This is a genomic window from Paraburkholderia sp. RL18-085-BIA-A (genome assembly GCF_046027075.1).
GTDB lineage: Bacteria > Pseudomonadota > Gammaproteobacteria > Burkholderiales > Burkholderiaceae > Paraburkholderia.
Genome location: NZ_JARESU010000608.1, coordinates 1 through 470 on the forward strand (window position 1 = coordinate 1; position 470 = coordinate 470).

The 470-nt window shown below is 62.6% G+C and carries 1 protein-coding gene; it reads left to right on the forward strand.

Annotated features, from left to right (window positions below):
• Positions 1-447 (forward strand): ribonuclease (locus tag P0D89_RS54065; protein ID WP_408371540.1); only part of this gene is annotated, 447 nt, incomplete at its 5' end.
• Positions 448-470: the final 23 nt, after the last annotated feature.

Genomic DNA, 470 nt, shown 5'->3' on the forward strand with positions numbered 1-470 from the left:
TGCATCGTCGCCGTGAGTGCGATCCTTGGCGGATGTGGCAAGGAGGGATCGCAAAACGTCACTGAAGCATCGGGCGCATCCGCGAGTCAGGCGCCGGTTCAGCCAGCGCAGGGCGCGAGCGGTACACCTACCGCATCAGGCGCGCGAGAGACGGGCGTGCTGGGCGCCGTCACGAAGTCACAGTTGCCGGGGGAAGCAGCCGAAACACTGCGGCTGATCAAAGCGGGGGGCCCATTCCCTTTTGGCGAGGACGGTGTTTTGTTCCGTAACAGTGCGCTTTTGCTGCCGCAGCATCCGCGCGGCTACTACCACACATACACGGTTCGCACGCCCGGCATGACCGATCGCGGGCAGCGCCGGATCGTATGTGGTGGACCGCGCAGGCAGACCGGCGACTGCTATTACACCGACGATTACTACGCCAGTTTCAAGCGCATTGCAGAATAAAGAGGGACCCTGATCCTCGTTCA